The organism is Luteibacter sp. SVR4-7G, from assembly GCF_056755555.1.
Genome location: NZ_JBPGXO010000066.1, coordinates 1 through 14,739, shown reverse-complemented (window position 1 = coordinate 14,739; position 14,739 = coordinate 1). Strand labels below are relative to the sequence as shown.

The 14,739-nt window shown below is 67.9% G+C and carries 16 protein-coding genes; 9 read left to right on the top strand and 7 right to left on the bottom strand.

Annotation, left to right across the window (positions count from 1 at the left end):
* The 3 genes from ACR9ZH_RS17585 to rimI form a co-directional block, all read left to right on the top strand.
* A partial coding sequence (locus tag ACR9ZH_RS17585) for a CDP-alcohol phosphatidyltransferase family protein (protein WP_481292055.1) occupies window positions 1-506 on the top strand: 506 nt, incomplete at its 5' end.
* Window positions 507-511: 5 nt separating this feature from the next.
* Window positions 512-973 (top strand): hypothetical protein, encoded by a 462-nt coding sequence (locus ACR9ZH_RS17580; protein WP_481292054.1) that lies wholly within the window; start codon window positions 512-514, stop codon window positions 971-973.
* 4 nt (window positions 974-977) lie between these two features.
* Window positions 978-1,451, top strand: a complete 474-nt coding sequence (rimI, locus tag ACR9ZH_RS17575) for a ribosomal protein S18-alanine N-acetyltransferase (RefSeq protein WP_481292053.1) — start codon at window positions 978-980, stop codon at window positions 1,449-1,451.
* A gap of 258 nt (window positions 1,452-1,709) precedes the next feature.
* Here rimI and ACR9ZH_RS17570 read toward each other — a convergent pair whose 3' ends face one another.
* Both ACR9ZH_RS17570 and ACR9ZH_RS17565 read right to left on the bottom strand, forming a co-directional pair.
* Complete coding sequence (locus ACR9ZH_RS17570; RefSeq protein WP_481292052.1) at window positions 1,710-4,193, bottom strand: ABC transporter permease; 2,484 nt, start codon at window positions 4,191-4,193, stop codon at window positions 1,710-1,712.
* Window positions 4,190-4,876: an ABC transporter ATP-binding protein gene (locus tag ACR9ZH_RS17565; protein ID WP_481292051.1), complete on the bottom strand. Its 687-nt coding sequence runs from the start codon at window positions 4,874-4,876 to the stop codon at window positions 4,190-4,192. The genes ACR9ZH_RS17570 and ACR9ZH_RS17565 overlap by 4 nt, the downstream gene beginning before the upstream one ends.
* On the opposite strand from ACR9ZH_RS17565, the gene ACR9ZH_RS17560 reads away from it, so the two are divergent.
* The 3 genes from ACR9ZH_RS17560 to ACR9ZH_RS17550 all read left to right on the top strand — a co-directional run bounded on the left by ACR9ZH_RS17560 (window position 4,875) and on the right by ACR9ZH_RS17550 (window position 7,352).
* Window positions 4,875-5,486, top strand: coding sequence for an arylesterase (locus ACR9ZH_RS17560; protein WP_481292050.1), 612 nt, complete (start codon window positions 4,875-4,877; stop codon window positions 5,484-5,486). The two genes, ACR9ZH_RS17565 and ACR9ZH_RS17560, sit on opposite strands and share 2 nt — an antisense overlap.
* Before the next feature lie 118 nt (window positions 5,487-5,604).
* On the top strand, window positions 5,605-6,333 hold the full coding sequence (locus ACR9ZH_RS17555) for a response regulator transcription factor (RefSeq protein WP_029213612.1): 729 nt from the start codon (window positions 5,605-5,607) through the stop codon (window positions 6,331-6,333).
* A 116-nt stretch (window positions 6,334-6,449) separates the two neighbouring features.
* Window positions 6,450-7,352, top strand: coding sequence for a sensor histidine kinase (locus ACR9ZH_RS17550; RefSeq protein ID WP_481292049.1), 903 nt, complete (start codon window positions 6,450-6,452; stop codon window positions 7,350-7,352).
* 115 nt (window positions 7,353-7,467) lie between these two features.
* Here the strand turns inward: ACR9ZH_RS17550 and ACR9ZH_RS17545 are convergent, their stop codons facing one another.
* The 5 genes from ACR9ZH_RS17545 to ACR9ZH_RS17525 are packed head-to-tail and all read right to left on the bottom strand — an operon-like array spanning window position 7,468 to window position 12,555.
* Window positions 7,468-7,926: a TlpA family protein disulfide reductase gene (locus ACR9ZH_RS17545; protein ID WP_481292048.1), complete on the bottom strand. Its 459-nt coding sequence runs from the start codon at window positions 7,924-7,926 to the stop codon at window positions 7,468-7,470.
* Entirely contained in the window at window positions 7,926-9,104 is a 1,179-nt protein-coding gene (locus ACR9ZH_RS17540) for a sialidase family protein (protein WP_481292047.1), read from the bottom strand. The genes ACR9ZH_RS17545 and ACR9ZH_RS17540 overlap by 1 nt, the downstream gene beginning before the upstream one ends.
* Before the next feature lie 2 nt (window positions 9,105-9,106).
* Window positions 9,107-9,688 carry a response regulator transcription factor gene (locus ACR9ZH_RS17535; protein WP_481292046.1) on the bottom strand — a complete coding sequence of 194 codons (582 nt, stop codon included), beginning with the start codon at window positions 9,686-9,688 and terminating at the stop codon, window positions 9,107-9,109.
* Window positions 9,685-10,965: an ATP-binding protein gene (locus ACR9ZH_RS17530; RefSeq protein ID WP_481292045.1), complete on the bottom strand. Its 1,281-nt coding sequence runs from the start codon at window positions 10,963-10,965 to the stop codon at window positions 9,685-9,687. Before ACR9ZH_RS17530 ends, ACR9ZH_RS17535 begins: the two co-directional genes overlap by 4 nt.
* Before the next feature lie 54 nt (window positions 10,966-11,019).
* On the bottom strand, window positions 11,020-12,555 hold the full coding sequence (locus tag ACR9ZH_RS17525; protein WP_481292044.1) for a peptide MFS transporter: 1,536 nt from the start codon (window positions 12,553-12,555) through the stop codon (window positions 11,020-11,022).
* A gap of 297 nt (window positions 12,556-12,852) precedes the next feature.
* Here ACR9ZH_RS17525 and ACR9ZH_RS17520 point away from each other — a divergent pair, with 297 nt between their 5' ends.
* The 3 genes from ACR9ZH_RS17520 to ACR9ZH_RS17510 all read left to right on the top strand — a co-directional run.
* Window positions 12,853-13,224 (top strand): diacylglycerol kinase, encoded by a 372-nt coding sequence (locus ACR9ZH_RS17520; protein WP_481292043.1) that lies wholly within the window; start codon window positions 12,853-12,855, stop codon window positions 13,222-13,224.
* A gap of 155 nt (window positions 13,225-13,379) precedes the next feature.
* Window positions 13,380-14,003 (top strand): LemA family protein, encoded by a 624-nt coding sequence (locus tag ACR9ZH_RS17515; RefSeq protein ID WP_481292042.1) that lies wholly within the window; start codon window positions 13,380-13,382, stop codon window positions 14,001-14,003.
* Window positions 14,003-14,739 (top strand): TPM domain-containing protein (locus ACR9ZH_RS17510; protein WP_481292041.1); only part of this gene is annotated, 737 nt, incomplete at its 3' end. The genes ACR9ZH_RS17515 and ACR9ZH_RS17510, both read left to right, overlap by 1 nt.

Genomic DNA, 14,739 nt, shown 5'->3' with positions numbered 1-14,739 from the left:
TGTACACGTGGTCGCTGTCCTCGCTGGCCGCCTATGGACCGGTGTGGGGCAAGATCGGCTGGGCCGCCGCCTTCATCTACGCGGTGTGCGCTGCGTTGCGCCTCGCCCGTTTCAACACCCAGGTGGGCGTTGCCGACAAGCGCTATTTCCAGGGTCTCGCCAGTCCTGCGGCGGCCGGGCTGTGCATGTCCTTCGTCTGGACGATGGAAAAATTCGACATTCCGGGGCCGTCGGTGGCGTTCTTCGCCATGCCCCTGGCGGTCATCGCCGGCCTGCTGATGGTCAGCAACGTGCGTTACTTCAGCTTCAAGGCGTGGCCGAAGGGAGATCGCGTGCCCTTCATCTGGCTGATCGCCGCGGTGCTGATCGTGGTGCTGCTGCTTGTCGACACCGCGCGCGTGCTGTTCGCCGTGGCCGTGATCTACACCGTATCGGGTCCGGTGATGACCTTGTGGGGCCGCGCGACGCGCCGCCGCCGTGCACGCCGTGCCAAGGTGCCGGAGTAAGCTTTATGCCTGCCGCAGCCGACCGTCGCCAGCGCCTGCTCAGAGTCATGGGCATCACGCCCTGGCGACTGCGCACGGGGCCGGCGGCGCCCGCCTCTGAGGTTGCCGCGGCGAACGATGCCCCGGCCGGGACGGTCGCCTGTGTGGTGGTGCTTCCAGCGGGGGCCAGCGAGCGCGAGCTGGACCTGGTGGGACGCGCCTTGCGCGCCTACGGGCCGGTGACAGCGCGCGCCGCGCGGCTGCAAGCCGGCGAGAACGGCCTTGGGCCGGTGCCCGTCGCCAAGGCCTATCTGGTCTTCGGCGAGGCGCAGGCGAGGGCGCTCGGGCGCGACCTTCCGGCCGCGGTGATGAGCGCCGCGCAGATCGTGCTGGTGGATACGCCGGCCGTGATCCTCACGGACCCGGCGGCGAAACGCCGCCTCTGGAACGGCCTGCGCACCCTTGGACCCACGCTTCGCGGAGTCTGATCCGATGGTCGCCGTTGCACGCCCGTCCACCGAAGTACGCGCGATGCGCCGCGAGGACCTGGACGCCGTCGTCGCTATCGAGCATGCCTCTTACGAGTTTCCCTGGAGCGCGGGTATTTTCCGCGACTGTCTCCAGGCGGGGCACAACTGCTGGGTGCTCGTGCACGATGGCGAGATCGCCGGTTACGGCATCCTCTCGGTCGCAGCCGGTGAGGCCCACGTGCTCAACGTCTGCATCGGCGACGCGCACCGCGGCCTTGGCTATGGTCGGCGAATGATGCGCCGCCTGCTGGACCTCGCGCGCTGGTACGGCGCGGAACGGATCTTCCTCGAGGTCCGTCCTTCGAATCCCGTGGCGAAGGCCTTGTACGACTCGCTCGGCTTCACCGAAATCGGACGGCGGCCTTCGTACTACCCGGCAAGAGGCGGCCGCGAGGATGCGATCGTGATGTCGCTCGAAATGCGCACTGAGCCCTGAGCTTTTGCTGCGCGCCTTGCGGGTTTGGGAGCAGGCGGCGGCATCCCTTGTGTAGCTATTGGCCTGACGTGTCGAATGGATGAGAACTGGCTGGAGGCGCTCGCGAAAAGCGGTCGCGCGCAGGCGCGCTCCTACAGCAGGCAGCGCTCCAGCTTCGTGTAGGAGCGCGCCTGCGCGCGACCGCTTTTCGCGTCATACCACATCATCCAGTCACACACCTCGGTGACCCGCGGAAGCACGATGATGTGCAAAACCCCGTCAACCTTCCCGCAGCAACGCCATCGGCGAGGTCCGTACGACTTTTCTCGTGCCGAACAGGCCGATCGCCATCACGACCACTGCAGCCAGCGCGGCAGCGCCGGCCAGCGGCCACAACGGCGGCACGAAGTTTTCGATGCGGAACACCGCATTGCCCAGCCACAGGCCCGCGCCTACCGCGCCCAGCGCGGCGGTAAGTCCGGCGACGAGGCCGAGCAAGGCGAATTCGCACGCGGCGGCCGCGCGCAATTGCGCGCGGGTCGCACCCAGCGTGCGCAGCAGCGCGGCCTCCTTGCGCCGTTCCTGCGCACTGGCGGCGAGCGCGGCGGCGAGCACGAGCGCGCCTGCGAGCAGGCTGAACCCGAGTACCCAGCGCACGGCGCCACCGACGCGATCGACGATTTCGCGCACGCGGTCGAGTAGGGCGTCGACGTCGATCAGGCTCAGGTTGCCGAAGTCGCGCGAGACCTTCGCCAGTTGGTCGCTGTGGCCGCGCGGAAGGTAGAAGCTGGTGAGCCAGGTATGCGGCAGCTGGTCTGCGTGCGCCGGGTCGAGCATGAGGAAGAAGTTCACCCGGAACGAACTCCAGTCGACCTTGCGTACGCTGCTCACCTTCGCATCGATCGTGCCTTCGCCGACCTCGAAGCTCAGCGTGTCGCCAAGCTTGAGCTGGTAGCGGTCGCGCCACGAGGTATCGACGGAAACTTCGGCCCGGGCGGGAGAAGGGCCTGCCCACTGGCCTGCCACCACCTCGTTCGACGGGGGCAGGTCGGCAGCCCACGACAGGCGCAGCTGCCTGTCCGCCGATTCCTTCGCCTCGTCGTTGGCGAAGGCGATGCTGTCGACCGGTTTTCCGTTGATCGCGGTGAGCTTGCCGACGGCCAGCGGCATCATGTTGGTTCGCGTGGCCCCCATGCCTTCCAGCGCACGCGCGAAGGCATCGCGCTGGTCGTCCTGCAGGTTAAGCGCAAACCAGTTCGGCGTATCCGCCGGCAGTTCGCGCCGCCAGCCTTCGAGCAGCGAGGGCGCGATGACGGCAAGCAGGAGCAGGGCGCACAGGCCGAGCGAGAGCGCCGTCGCCTGCACCAGCGACAGGCCGCGCCGGCGCGCGAGCGCCGCGAGGCCCAGGCGGAGCGCGGGATGGGCGCCGGGTGCCACGCGTCGCGCGATAACCAGCAGCAGTGCCGAGAGCAGGGCGGCGACGACGGCCACGCCGGCAAGGGTGGCGGCGAGGATGCCCGCGAGCTTCGCCGAATCGCTCTGCACCCAAACCAGCAGCACCGCCGTCACCAGGGGCACGAGGTAAAGCGCATCGAAGCGGCGCACGCGCCGTTGCATCGATTCGCGGAAGACCGCCACTGGCGGCACTTCGGCCAGGCGCACCAGCGGCGGCAGGGCGAAGCCGGCGAGCACGGCGAGGCCCATCGCAGCCGCGGCAAAGGCAGGGCCGAGCGGCAAGGTGGTGGGAATGTTGTCGAACAGCTGGCGGGCGAAGTACCACGCGCCCTGGGCAAGGCCCAGCGCGATCGCCATGCCGAGGGCGGCGGCCGGCAGCGCGAGCGCGGCCAGCGTCGTCACCAGCAGCGCGGCCACGCGACGCCGCGGCGTGCCCAGCGCGCGAAGCAAGGCGACTTCGGCGGCCTTGCGCCGCGCGTAGCGCGCCGCCGCCAGTGCGATGGCGACGCCGGCGAGCAGGGCGGAAAGCAGGGCCGTGAGGCGCAGGAAGGCGCTGGCCCGGTCGAACGCCGTGCGCATGCGCTCCTGCATCTTCTCCGGGGTGATCAGGTCGGCCCCCGCAGGCAGCGTGCCGCTCTCCAGATTGGCGCGCCAGGCGGCCACGGCAGCTGGAGAGCCGGAGACCAGCAGGCGATGCCGGGCACGGCTGCCCACCGAGAGCAGTCCGGCCTCGCTGGCATCGTCGAGGTTCATCAGCGCACGCGGCGCGAGCGCGAAGAGTTCGCCGCCGTCGGGCTGGCGCAACAGTTCCGCGGCGACGATGAGATCGCGCCCGCCGATCTGGATCGTCTGGCCGGCACGTATGCCGAGCCCAACCATCGCGCGATGGTCGAGGAAGACCTGGCCGCGCGCCGGACCGTGCGCGACGCGGTCGCGACCATCGGCGCCGCGCACTTCGAGCGTGCCGCGCAGCGGGTACGCAGCATCCGTGGCGAGCACGTCGAGCAGCTGGCTGCGTTCACCGACGAAGGCCACGCTACGGAACGCCGCGCCGCGAGTGGCCACGAGGCCGTCCGCTTGCGCCGAGCGCAGCATCGGCTCCGGCAGGGGGGCCGGGGCAGAGATGCCGAGATCGCCCCCGATCAGTTCGGCGGCACTGGCAAGGATGCCGCGCTCGATGCGGGTGGAGAGGGTGGCGACGACGCCGAGGGCGATGACCGCGAGCACCAGAGAGGCGGCGAGCGTGCGCAGCTCGACCAGGTGCCATTCGCGGCGGAGCGTGCGGAAGGCGAGCCGGGCGACGTTCACGCCGGCACCCCGAGGCGGCCTTCGTGCAGTTCGGCCGAGCGGGCGCAGCGGGCGGCGAGGCGTGAATCGTGGGTCACCAGGATCAGGGTGGTGGCGTGTTGCCGGTTCATCTCGAAGAGGAGGTCGCCCACGTGTTCGCCGGTGTGCTGGTCGAGGTTGCCCGTGGGTTCGTCGGCGAAGAGAATCCGCGGGCGGTGCACGAAGGCGCGGGCCAGGGCCACGCGCTGCTGCTCGCCGCCGGAAAGCTGCGCCGGATAGTGCCGGCGGCGCGCGCCGAGGCCGACCGCGTCCAGGGCGGCGTGGGCCCGTTCGCGGGCGGTGTCGTCGCCTTCGAGTTCCATGGGAAGCATCACGTTCTCCTCCGCCGTCAGGGCGGGAAGGAGGTGGAACGACTGGAACACGAAACCTACCAGGCGGCGCCGGATCGCCGCGCGTGCCTCCTCGTCCACGGCCTCGAGCGCCTGTCCGTCGAGCCGGATGCTGCCCGAGGTGGGAACGTCCAGGCCCGCCAGCAGTCCCAGCAGGGTGGTCTTGCCCGAGCCCGAGGCGCCGACGATGGCGAAGCTTTCGCCGGCGGCCACGCTCAGATTCACCCCGGAGAGGATGTCCAGCCGGCCCTCCGGGCCGAAAACCGACTTGCTAACATCCGCCACTTCAAGAAGAACTCGGGAAGAATCGCTCATGCGTCGTTGCCTGGTCCTGTTGCTGTTCGTCTGGTGCGCCATCGCCTCCGCGGCGGATGCGCCGCGCAAGGTGCTGGTGCTCGGGGACTCGTTGTCGGCGGCGCACAACATCCCGGTGGAGGCCGGGTGGGTGCGTTTGTTGGACGCGCGCACCTCGAAGATGGCGACGCCGTGGACGATGGTCAATGCCAGCATCAGCGGCGAAACCTCCCTGAGCGGCCGCAATCGCCTTCCGGCCCTGCTTGCGAAGCTGCGCCCGGGCGTGGTGGTGATCGAACTGGGTGCCAACGATGGCCTGCAAGGCCTGCCGCTGGGCAAGCTGGCGGAGAACCTCGACGCCATGATCGGGGCGGCCGGCGCCGCGGGGGCGAAGGTCCTGCTGCTCGGCATCGAACTTCCGGTGAACTACGGTCCGCAGTACCGCGACGGCCTGCGCAAGGTCTACGCCGACGCCGCGAAAAAGCACGGCGCCGCCCTCGTGCCCTTCCTGCTCGACGGAGTGGCCCTCGACCCTGCGCTGATGCAGGACGACGGCCTGCACCCGACGGCCTCCGGTGAGCCTCGCGTGGCGGAGAACGTGTGGAAAGCGCTTAGCCCGATGCTGCGTTAGACGACGCTTCCTCCACGTTCTCGTCCCCACAATAAACGCTTGTTCTCGGTCTTCACGTTGCTCTCACCGTAGCGGCCGTTAACTCTTCACATTTGTGAATCAGCAGAGGAGCGCAGCGATGAGCACACGTGACGAACAGGCTGGCTTGATCCTTCTTGTCGAGGACAATCGCCAGATCGCCGAAATGGTCGGCGAGTTCCTGGAGCGCCGGGGCTACTCGGTCGACTACGCCGCCGACGGCGTCAGCGGCCTGCACCTGGCCGTTTCGAACAGCTATGACGTGATCGTGCTGGACCTGATGTTGCCGGGCATGGACGGCCTGGATGTCTGCCGCAAGCTGCGCAAGGACGGCAAGAAGTCCACGCCGGTCCTCATGCTCACCGCGCGCGACACCCTTGAAGACAAACTGGTAGGCCTGGAAGCCGGCGCCGACGACTACCTGGTCAAGCCGTTCGAGGTGCGCGAGCTGGAAGCCCGCCTGCGCGCCCTGATCCGCCGCGACCGCCGCCAGGTTTCGTCCGAGGTGCTCAACGTCGGCGACATGACCCTCGATACGGCCACGCTGCGCCTCACCCGCGGCGGCCAGGAGCTCACGGTGTCGCCGATCGGCCTGAAGCTGCTCGCCATCCTCATGCGCGAATCGCCGCGGGTGGTCAGCCGCCGCGACATCGAGCGCGAGATCTGGGGCGATACGCTGCCGGACTCGGATACCTTGCGCTCGCACCTGTACAACCTGCGCCGTGTGATCGACAAGCCGTTCGATCGCCCCCTGTTGCACACCATCCACTCTGCGGGCTACCGCCTGGCGGATCTCGACTCCGAAGTCGCGGCTTCGCAGACGGCATGAAGCAGGAGCGGCACCGGGTCTGATCGATGGAAGGCAGGTCACCGCAGAAGGCTCGGCGACGGCGCGGCTCCTTTCGCGTACGGGTCGCCGTCGTCTTCGCATTGCAGACGATCGTCATGATCACCGCCTCGCTGATGGCGGCGAACAATGTCGCGCCGCTCGGTGCGGCCATTGCGATCATGCTTTGTTCCGGCGGGATCGCGTGGACCGCGGTTTCGCGTGAATGGACTCCTGTGGCCACGCTCGCGCGCCTGCTCGAGGGCTGGGATCCGGAGCGGCCGGACATGGCCGGGCTCGATCGCGAAGGCGGCAAGCGCTCCGATGACGACGTGTCCGCGCTCATCCGCGGGCTGCACGGACTGGCTTCGCGTATCGAAGGCTATGGCGAGCGGGAGCGCAACTTCACCCGCGATGCGAGCCACGAACTGCGCAGTCCGCTCACCGTCATCAAGATGTCCTCGGACATGCTGGCCGACGAGACGACGCTTTCGGACGTCGGCTACCGGTCGCTCGAGCGCATCCGCCGCTCGACGCGGGAGCTCGAGGCGCTCGTTGAGGCATTCCTCATCCTCTCCCGCGAGTCCGACCAGGGGCTGGCCGAGGAGGACTTCGTGGTGAACACGGTGCTCCGCCAGGAAGTGGATTATGCGCGGGAATTGATCGTGGGCCGTCCGGTGGAACTGGTGCTCGACGAACCGGCCAGCTTCGCCTTGCATGCCTCGCCTCGCGTATTCGCGGTGCTATGCGGGCAATTGATCCGCCATGCGCTGCAGCAGACGGACCAGGGCAGGATCGTGATCACGGTGATGCCGGGCAGCGTGAGCGTGATCAATCCGGCGCTCGACACGTCCGAGGCCGGCAGCCGCCGCCATGCGGCCGTCGACCGCCACGGCTTCGACCTCGCCATCGCGCGCCGCCTGTCCGACCGCTTCCAGTGGCCGCTGGAACTGCGCGCGCTGCCTGGTGCCAACCGCATCGCCAGCGTGCGTTTTCCGCACCCCCAGCCCGTCGAAGCCTGAGGTGTAGGAGCGCGCTGCGCGCGCGACAGCTTTTCGCGAAATGCGGCAGGCCCTGCTGCTCACCGCTCCAAAAGATGTCGCGCGCGTTGCGCGCTCCTACAGATCGGGCGAGGGATCAGTCAAGCAGCTTGGCGATGCGCGTCGCATCCAGCGCGCCGCTATAGGCTCTCCGTGTGCCGTCGGCCTTGATCACCATCGTCCGCGGCGTCTCGCCGCCCCAGGCGGGGTCGATCAGGAAATTGATCCGGTCCGGCGTGGACTCGGCGTAGGCGCGCGAGGGCACCGTATCCAGGTGCGCCGCTTTCAGCCGTGCCTCGAGCGCGGCGCGCTGGCTCATCGGGTCGGTGGCCACGAACAGCAGTTCGACATCGGGATGCTTGCGCTGCCAGGCAGCCAGCGCCGACAGGTTCTGTTCGCAGTACGCGCAATCCAGCGACCACAACGCGATCACCCGCGTTCCCTTGGCCGGCCTGGCGACGAGCGCCTCGACGCCGGTAGTGTCCAGCGCGACGGGTGGTGCCGCGAACGCAGGCGTGGCAACGGCGACAGCGAGCAGGAGACAGAACGCCTTCATCACAGCGCCTCCGTCGGCACGAGCCGGAACTGGCCCTCCGGATTCCAGGCGACGAAAGCACGATGCTGCCACAGCACCAACCTGGGCCAGCCCGACGCGTTGGCGGTGTGCGCGATGACGCGCGGTTCGCCGAAGGTGCTGCCGCCGTCGTTGGACGTGCGCAGCACGAGATCCAGCCCCTTGGCGGAAATCTGGTGATAGGCGATCCATACATGCTTTCCGTCCGCCGCCAGGTCGGCATGCGACGCGCCGGCACCCGCCACCTGGGTGAGATGTGTGGGCTCATGACCGGGCTGGAGTTGCCCGTACCAGATCGCGGCTTTCCCATCGGCCGCACTGAACCACACGGCGTGGCGTGCGCCCGAGGCGTCGATGGCCAACGAAGGACCATGGTGCGGACAGCCCTCGATGTGCCACTGGGTGAACGTGGCACGTTCGACCTTCGGTGCACTCTTGTCGGTGGGCAGCGTGGCGTAGGCGTGATCGCGGATGTTGTCGCCGTAGATCGCGCGGAAGAAGGCCTCGATGCTGCCGTCAGGCGCGCGCGCGAGTGCGATGCGGCAGCATTCGCAGCTCTCGTCGACGATCTTGCGTTCCGGCGCGAAGCTCGCGCCGCGATCCGTGGACCAGCTGTAATAGGTGGCGGCACCCAGATAGGGTTTGCCCCTTGCCTTCGCCGCTTCGACGTCGCGCTTGTCGATCCAGGCGACCACGATGTCGCCCTTGCCGTCCACCGCGAGCGAATCAAAGCGGTGGGTGACTTCCGCTCGGTCCGTATGCACCGTCTTCGGCGTGTCGAAGTGCGTGCCGCCGTCGAGCGAGCGCGAGAAGCGCACGAAGCCTGTCCACGGCAGCTTGCGCGGCTGCGACCAGCTCACGTACAGCTCGCCGTTCGGGCCGAGTGCGATTTTCGGCCGGTTCTCGCCCTCGGCGTAGAGCGGTTCGCCCACGGGATTCACGATGGTCGAGACGTCGAAGCTGCGGCCCATGTCGTCCGAACGTCGCGCGCGCACATGCTCGCCTACCGTGTCCACGACCCAGAGGCGGCCCCGGCTGTCGATCGCGGCATCGAAACCCAGGGGCGCCTCATGGCCCATGGCCATGCCTGCCATGTCGTCATGGGCATGCGCGACGGTGGCGATGGCAAGGAACGCAGCGAAAGCGAGGAGGAGGCGCATCTTCAATAATCACCGGGGCGTTCGCGGACGGGATGCTTGCTCAGCTTGCGCTGCAAGGTACGGCGATGCATGCCCAGGCGGCGTGCCGTCTCGGAGATGTTGCCCTCGCATTCCGTGAGCACGCGCTGGATGTGTTCCCATTCCAGGCGGCGCAACGGCAGCGGCGCATCCGGTGCGTCGATCAGGTCGTCCGGATCGGCCGGACCGGCATCGCCGTCGAGGAGGGCACGCAGCACGGCGTCGGCATCGACGGGTTTCGCCAGGTAGTCGTGGGCGCCGCGCTTGATCGCTTCCACCGCGGTGGCGATGGATGCGTAGCCGGTGAGCAGCAGCACCCGCATGTCCGGCACCAGCGCCTGCAGTTCGGGAATCAGGCGCAGGCCGTTCTCGTCGCCGAGCTTCAGGTCCAGCACGCAGTATCGCGGCTGGTGCCGGCGTGCAAGGGCACGCGCATCGTCGGCGTTGTCGGCGCTGATCACTTCGAAGCCGCGCGAGGTCAGCGCGCGGCCGAGGACGCGGGCGAAGGTGGCGTCGTCGTCGACGATCAGGAGGGGGCGGCCGGGGGGCGGAACGAGGTCGTTCATGCATGGTCTCCGATGACCCGAAGGGGCAGGCGCAGGCGCATTTGCGCGCCATGCCCGGTGTTGCTCGCGGCGAGTTCGCCGTCCAGTCGCTCGGCCGTGGCTTCAGCCAGGGCCAGGCCCAGGCCGAGACCTGTCTCTTTCTGCGAGAGGCCCAGCGTGCCGAGGTCGTCGGATTCGTCGAAGCCGGGGCCTTCGTCGGTCACGATCAGCTCCAGCCACTGGTCCACGATGCCGACGCGCAGGTCCACCGCGGCGCTGTCGTTGAGCGCCGACGCGTCTGCCGCGTTGTTGAGCAGGTTGATGAGGGCATGGCGCAGCCCCGGCGGCGAGCGCAGGGCGATGCGGCCGGCGCCCGGCTCGAGCGTCAGGCGGACGTCTGCTTCGGGACGCAGGAGCTGGAAGCGTTCCAGGCAGACGTGCAGGAATGCGTCGAGCGTGAGCCGCTCGGGCACCTGGGACAGCTGGGCCTGGCCGAAGGCGACCATCTCGCGAAGGATGGTGCGGCAGCGCTCCACCTGGCCGTCGAGCAGGTCGAGGTCCTCACCCAGCGCATTGTCGGTGGCGTGCTCGCGGCGGATCTCGGGCAGCAGGGTGCGCATGGTCGAGAGCGGCGTGTTCAGTTCGTGCGCCGCGCCGGCGGCCTGGGTGGCGATGGCGAGGATGCCCTCGTCGCGCAGGGCACGCTCGCGCACCCGCTGCACTTCGCCTTGCTGCGTGCGGATGGCCTTGGCCAGGTTGCTGATGAAGACGCCGAGGAGGATCGCCATGATGACGAAGTTGACGCCCATGCCCGCGACGTAGAGGTCAAAATCCTGTCCCTTGTCGCCCAGGGTCGGCAGGGGCATGTGGTACGGCACCAGCAGGACGTAGGCGACGCCGGTGAGGATCGCCACCAGGGAGACGCCGGCGATCGACAGCGCCGCGGCCGAGAGTGCGATCGGTACCAGCAGCAGGGTCACGAACGGGTTCGACGCCCCGCCCGTGAAGTAGAGGAGGTAGCCCAGCACCAGGGTATCGGCGGCGATGTGGACGATGGCTTCGCCCTCGCCGACCTTCCACGGCATGCCCAGGCGGAACGAAGCCGCGGCGGCGAACACGGCAAGCACGCAGACGCCGAGCATGAGCGGCAGCAGCGGGATATCGAGCTTGAGGAGGGTGACGCAGGAGAGGATCGCCACGCTCTGCCCGGCGATGGCGCAGAGGCGGAGCCAGGCAAGGGTGCGTGCGAGGGCGAAGGGACCGGAGCGGGACGATGGCGTATGCAGGTTGTCGCTCACGGTGGTCTCTTCATGACGGGAGGACCGCGCCTCGCGGCGCGGTCCTCCGTCGCATCACAGGTCTTCGTTGTGCACGGGAGGCACCGGCGGTACGTTCGCCAGCGCGTGGTTCAGGGACAGCTTCTTCATCAGGGGCAGCATCGCCACCGCGATGGCCGTGCAGGCCAGACCCACGAAGCCCAGCTTGTTGAACAGGCTGGTGTAGATCGCCAGGGACTGCAGCGGATCGGTGATGTTGTCGGGAATGGCCGCGTAGTTGGCCACCACGCTGCCCATGTACTGGGCCACGCCGGAGGCGACGTAATAGGCGCCCATCATGAAGCCGCCCATGCGCGCCGGCACGTAGCGCGCGATCATGGCGAGGCCGAGGCCGCTCACCAGCACCTCGCCCAGAGAATACAGCCCGTAACCCCACACCATGTACCAGGACGAGATCGCGCCGTTCACGGCGGTAGTGGCACCGAGGCCATACATGAAGAAGCCGGCGGCGACCGCGGCGAAGCCGAGCGCGAACTTCGCGGCGACGGGGAAATCCTTGCCATGCCGGCCCAGCGCGTTGTAGATCCAGACCAGGAGCGGCGACAGGATCACGATCCAGATGGCATTGAGCGACTGGAACTGCTCGGGAATCCAGCGGAAGATCTCGTAGCCGAAGATGCCGAAGGAAAGGTCCACGTTGCGCTGCGCGAACAGGTTCAGCGAGGTCGACATCTGCTGGTAGAAGATGAAGAAGAAGATCGTCTGCACCGTCAGCACCAGCGCGGCGATGAGGCCGGCGCGCTCGCCGCGTTCGCTGGAACGGATCAGGTGGACGAAGATGCCGAGGATGACGAGGCCCGCAGCATAGACACAGGCCTGGGCCACGCCCTGGTTCTGCAGGATATATGCGGAAACAGCGACGATGGCGATGCCGCCGGCGACCACGCCGAGCACGTTCTTCATCACCGGCGGGTGGTTATCGGGTTCCGAACCGATATGCGCCAGCGTGCGGCGCATGAAATAGTAATTGATGAGACCGAGGATGAGGCCGATGGAACAGACGCCAAATGCGGTGTGCCAGCCCAGGGCATCGCCGTAGTGCTCGCCCACGTAGTCGCGGATCCAGGGCGTGAGCAACATCGAAACCGTCGAGCCGATATTCACCGCCATGTAGTAGAGGGTGAACGCGCTGTCGATGCGCACGTCGTCGCCCTCGTAGATCTTGCGCACGAGGTTGCCGGCGTTGGGCTTGAACAGGCCGTTGCCGAAGATGATCACGCCGAGCGCGAGGTACAGGGCGTAGGCGTTGTTGGTTGGAATCCAGAGCAGGGCATAGCCCAGCATGAGAATGACGGCGCCGCTGAGCATGGTGCGTCGCGCACCAAGGAACTTGTCGCCGATCCAGCCGCCCACGGCGGGTGTGGCATAGATGAGGGCTGCGGCCGCTCCCCAGACGAGGTTGGCGTCCACATCGGCGAAGCCGAGCTTCTTCACCATGTAGGTGACCATCAGCACCTGCATGCCGTAGAAGCCGAAGCGCTCCCACATTTCGATGAGGAAGACCGTGCTGAAGGACTTGGTCTGTGAAACGGGCGGGTTCTGGATTGCCATGTATTTTCCGGTCGCGATGGAAACAGCGAGAGGACCGTGGCCCTGCTCCCGTCGCCGTGACCCTGAACGGAGTCACAACCGTTCAAGCGTAATACAAATGGTCCGCCCGGTTGTGCTGCGGCGCCAGAGGGGCGCGGCGATTCGCCACGGCGCGGGCCGTAAGCCGGGCCCATGGCGGGATGTGGCATGATACCGGGTCTTAACAATCGTCCCGACGTCGCCTCGATGCCGCAGTGCAACCAGACAACCATCCTCCGGTACGCCGGCCCGGTCCCGATCCCGGCGGCCTGAGCGACCATGGCAACGACCGAGCGGCGCGGGCCGCGCCAGATTTATGCGGCATTCCTGTGGTCCATGCAGGGCCTGCGGGCGTGTTTCCGGCACGAGGCCTCGTTCCGGCTTGAGGTTTTTCTTGCAGTGGTCGTGGTCCCGCTGGGCCTCTGGCTCGGTCACGGTCCGCTCGAGAAGATCGTCCTCATCACCTTTCCCGTGCTGGTCCTTTCGGCTGAACTGCTGAATTCGGCCATCGAGGCCGTGGTGGACAAGGTAAGCCCGGAATTCCATGAACTGGCGGGCCGGGCCAAGGACATGGGCTCGGCCGCCGTATTCCTGCTCCTGATGATGGTGGTGGTGAGCTGGGCCCTGATCCTGCTGCCCCGTCTGTTGTAGGAGCGCGCCCTGCGCGCGACAGGTTTTCGGGCCAGTACTCAAGCTCGCGCGCCAGCTCCGGGGCACAGCCTCAAAACCTGTCGCGCGCAGGGCGCGCTCCTACAGGGTGGCGTTTAGGGTAAGTTGTTGCGGCACCTTCCAAGGAACCAGCCGCCATGAAGACATTCGCCCGCACCGTTGCCCTCGTCCTGCTTGCCGCCTTCCTCTCCGGCTGCGGCTATAACGCCATCCAGCGCGAGGACGAGGGGGTCAAGGCCGCCTGGTCCGAAGTGCTCAACCAGTACCAGCGCCGAGCCGACCTGGTGCCGAACCTGGTGAATACCGTGAAGGGCTATGCCCAGCACGAGGAGCGCGTGCTCACCGAGGTGACCAACGCCCGCGCCAGGGTGGGCCAGACCCAGATCACCCCCGAGTTGCTCAACGATCCCGAGGCGCTGGCCAAGTTCCAGGCGGCCCAGGGCCAGCTGACCAGCGCGCTGTCGCGCCTGATGGTGGTCAGCGAGAACTATCCGCAGCTCAAGGCCGACGGCTCCTTCCGCGACCTGCAGGCCCAGCTCGAAGGCACCGAGAACCGCATCACCGTGGCCCGCAACCGCTACGTGGCCGCCGTGCAGAGCTACAACACGCTGATCCGTTCGTTCCCGAACAACCTCACGGCCAAGGTCATGGGCTACAAGGTGAAGGCGAACTTCAGCGTCGAGAACGAGAAGGCGATCTCCACCGCGCCCACCGTCGATTTCGGTTCCACCCCGGCCCCGGCTTCCACGGCCGGCCGCTGATGCGCGGTTTCGCGGCCGCGCTGCTGTTCGCCATCGCCTTGCTCGTGCCGCCTCCGGCGGCGCGGGCGGACGTGGCGGTGCCGAAGCTCGCCCGTCACGTGACCGACCTCACCGGCACGCTCGCCCCCGACCAGGTGGCGCAGCTGGATGCCCGGCTGGTGGACCTGGAGAAGACCAAGGGCGCGCAGGTCGTCGTGCTGATGGTGCCCACGACCCAGCCGGAGGATCTCGAGAGCTATTCGCTGAAGGTGGCGGAAACGAACAAGGTGGGCCGGGAAGGGCCGGACGACGGCGTCCTGCTCCTGCTCGCCAAGGATGACCGCCGTGTGCGCATCGAGGTGGGTTATGGCCTCGAGGGGGCGCTGCCCGACGCGATCGCCTCCCGGATCATCCGCGAATACATGGCGCCCAGGCTGCGCGCCAACGACTACTACGGCGGCATCACCGAAGCCCTGAACGCGATCACCCAGATCGTGCAGGGCGAGGCGCTGCCGGCCCCCGTGGCGCCGGACGAAAGCCACGAGCGACGGCGGGGCGGCGGGCACCTGCTCGTACCGCTCATCTTCGGCGCCATCTTCCTGCGCGGCATCCTCGGCCGCGCGCCGTTGGGCTTGCGCATGCCGCTGGGCGGCGCGCTCGCCGGCGGCCTGGGCTGGCTGTTTCTGCATTCGCTGCTTGGCGGCGTCATCGGTCTGGTCGCCGGTGCACTGTTCATGGCTGTCTCTTATACACATCT

What these genes read in the sequence shown, in the direction of transcription:
- ACR9ZH_RS17545 (WP_481292048.1), bottom strand. Translation starts at nt 7,926, where the DNA reads ATGAAGGCGTTCTGTCTCCTGCTCGCTGTCGCCGTTGCCACGCCTGCG.
- ACR9ZH_RS17535 (WP_481292046.1), bottom strand. Translation starts at nt 9,688, where the DNA reads ATGAACGACCTCGTTCCGCCCCCCGGCCGCCCCCTCCTGATCGTCGAC.
- ACR9ZH_RS17550 (WP_481292049.1), top strand. Translation starts at nt 6,450, where the DNA reads ATGATCACCGCCTCGCTGATGGCGGCGAACAATGTCGCGCCGCTCGGT.
- rimI (WP_481292053.1), top strand. Translation starts at nt 978, where the DNA reads ATGGTCGCCGTTGCACGCCCGTCCACCGAAGTACGCGCGATGCGCCGC.
- ACR9ZH_RS17540 (WP_481292047.1), bottom strand. Translation starts at nt 9,104, where the DNA reads ATGCGCCTCCTCCTCGCTTTCGCTGCGTTCCTTGCCATCGCCACCGTC.
- ACR9ZH_RS17560 (WP_481292050.1), top strand. Translation starts at nt 4,875, where the DNA reads ATGCGTCGTTGCCTGGTCCTGTTGCTGTTCGTCTGGTGCGCCATCGCC.
- ACR9ZH_RS17525 (WP_481292044.1), bottom strand. Translation starts at nt 12,555, where the DNA reads ATGGCAATCCAGAACCCGCCCGTTTCACAGACCAAGTCCTTCAGCACG.
- ACR9ZH_RS17515 (WP_481292042.1), top strand. Translation starts at nt 13,380, where the DNA reads ATGAAGACATTCGCCCGCACCGTTGCCCTCGTCCTGCTTGCCGCCTTC.
- ACR9ZH_RS17580 (WP_481292054.1), top strand. Translation starts at nt 512, where the DNA reads ATGCCTGCCGCAGCCGACCGTCGCCAGCGCCTGCTCAGAGTCATGGGC.
- ACR9ZH_RS17520 (WP_481292043.1), top strand. Translation starts at nt 12,853, where the DNA reads ATGGCAACGACCGAGCGGCGCGGGCCGCGCCAGATTTATGCGGCATTC.
- ACR9ZH_RS17565 (WP_481292051.1), bottom strand. Translation starts at nt 4,876, where the DNA reads ATGAGCGATTCTTCCCGAGTTCTTCTTGAAGTGGCGGATGTTAGCAAG.
- ACR9ZH_RS17555 (WP_029213612.1), top strand. Translation starts at nt 5,605, where the DNA reads ATGAGCACACGTGACGAACAGGCTGGCTTGATCCTTCTTGTCGAGGAC.